This is a genomic window from Streptomyces sp. HSW2009, assembly GCF_040240285.1.
Taxonomy (GTDB): Bacteria; Actinomycetota; Actinomycetes; order Streptomycetales; family Streptomycetaceae; genus Streptomyces.
Map to the genome: position 1 here is coordinate 1 of NZ_JBEHZD010000948.1, position 1643 is coordinate 1643.

The 1643-nt window shown below is 76.0% G+C and carries 1 protein-coding gene; it reads right to left on the reverse strand.

Annotation, left to right across the window (positions count from 1 at the left end; translation table 11 throughout):
• Window positions 1-363: 363 nt before the first annotated feature.
• Window positions 364-1173, reverse strand: a complete 810-nt coding sequence (locus AAHZ94_RS33750) for a phosphatase (RefSeq protein WP_349997508.1) — start codon at window positions 1171-1173, stop codon at window positions 364-366.
• Between the last annotated feature and the right edge of the window lie 470 nt (window positions 1174-1643).

Genomic DNA, 1643 nt, shown 5'->3' on the forward strand with positions numbered 1-1643 from the left:
GGGGGCCCCGACGGCCCGCCGGGCCGGGGGGCGCCGCGAGGGGGGGGGCGGGGGCGGCCGGCGTGGACGGCGCCTAGACGCCGGCGGGCGCCGTCGGCCACGCCGGGGCGGCAGCCCGCTGACGCGCGCGAGAGGCCATCGGATGCGCTCGCGCGCCGGCCGTACGGCGCCGGGCGCCCGGGCGTACGCCGGCCGAATGCCCCCGCCCCCCGTGGCACGTGTGACTGAGGTGCCGCCTGTGGCACATCGCGGCCGGTGGGTGTGCACCGGCCGCGGGACACAGTTCAGTGGTGCATACATCGACCGTCTGGTGCGCGGGCGCGTGGGGCGCCTGCTGCGCGGGGCGTGCGCGGGGAGCGGTGGCTAGGGGAGCGCTGGCAGGCCCGCCGCGTCCAGTAGGTAGGCGGTCATCGGGTCGTAGAAGCGTGGGCTGGTGACGTGGTCGTCCAGCGGCACGGTGACGGCGAGGGTGCCCTCGGCCTCGCCGATGAACAGCGCCGGGTCGTTGCAGTCCGCGTAACCGACGGCGTCGATGCCGCGCTGACCTGCGCGTCCGGCCCAGCCGTGGTCGGCGATCACCAGGTCGGGCAGCGGGCGGCCCTCTCGGGTGAGGCCGTCGAGGATGGCGTTCATCGGCTCGGGCGAGTGGGTGTGCCAGAGGGTCGCGCCGCGCTCTAGCATCGCCACGTCCGCGAACTGGAAGACGAAGCCCTCGTCGGCCTGGAGCCCGCCGGGGATCTCCACGATCTCGCAGCCGACCGCCCGCAGCCCGGCGGCGACGCTGCGGTGCACGTCGATGAGGCCGCCCGGGTGCCCCGTCGCAAACAGCACCCGGCTCTGGCTCTCGGCGGCCTTGCGCAGCACGGCGGCCTTGCGGTCCAGCGCGTCGACGGTCAGTTGCGGGTCGATGGTGTCCTGCCCGGTGCGGTGCTCGGGGTCGTCGATCACCCCGCAGCGCTCGGCCATCACGGCCAGCACGTCCTGCTCGTCGGTCCAGCGGTCCCCGAGTTCCAGCCCGAGCCAGAAGTTGCGGTCGCCGTTCGCCAGCTTGCGGTAGTGGGAGAGATTGTTCTCACGTGGGGTGGCGACATTGCCCGCGATGCGGGTGCGGACCAGATGGTCGACCAATGCGGCCCGGTCGGGCACGGGGCTGGGTATCGGCATGCTGACCATTGTGCCGCCTGCGGCCCGAGATGAGCTGAACGTCTGATCAACGCGCGCGGACGATGTGCGGGGGCGGCTCCGCCTGCGGCGCGGGCCGGTTGGGGTGGGGTGGCCGTGCCGCGTGGCCGGGGTGGGGCGTCCCCACGGGTGTCGGGTCAGGCCGCGTGGGCACATCCTGGACGTTATGGCGAAATCGGTCGCGGACCCGCTTCGAAACGTCCATGTCGGAGCGAGCGCCGGGGTCCGTACGCTCCGGGAGCGTGAACGGGCCCCCACGCGCCGGCTGGCTGCCCCGGACCACTGGGAGAGGGCTGGCTGCCGGGTCTCGTGAGACTGCTGGGCCTGCGGATGCGTGGCGTCGGTCGGTCGGCCGACCGGGGGGGGCGGCGCCCCCCCGGGGGGGGGGCGGGGGGGGGGGGGGGGCGGGCGGCGGGGGCGGGCGCCGGGCTCGCCCCCCCGGGGTGCCCCGGCCGCCCCGG

What these genes read in the sequence shown, in the direction of transcription:
- AAHZ94_RS33750 (WP_349997508.1), bottom strand. Translation starts at nt 1,173, where the DNA reads ATGGTCAGCATGCCGATACCCAGCCCCGTGCCCGACCGGGCCGCATTG.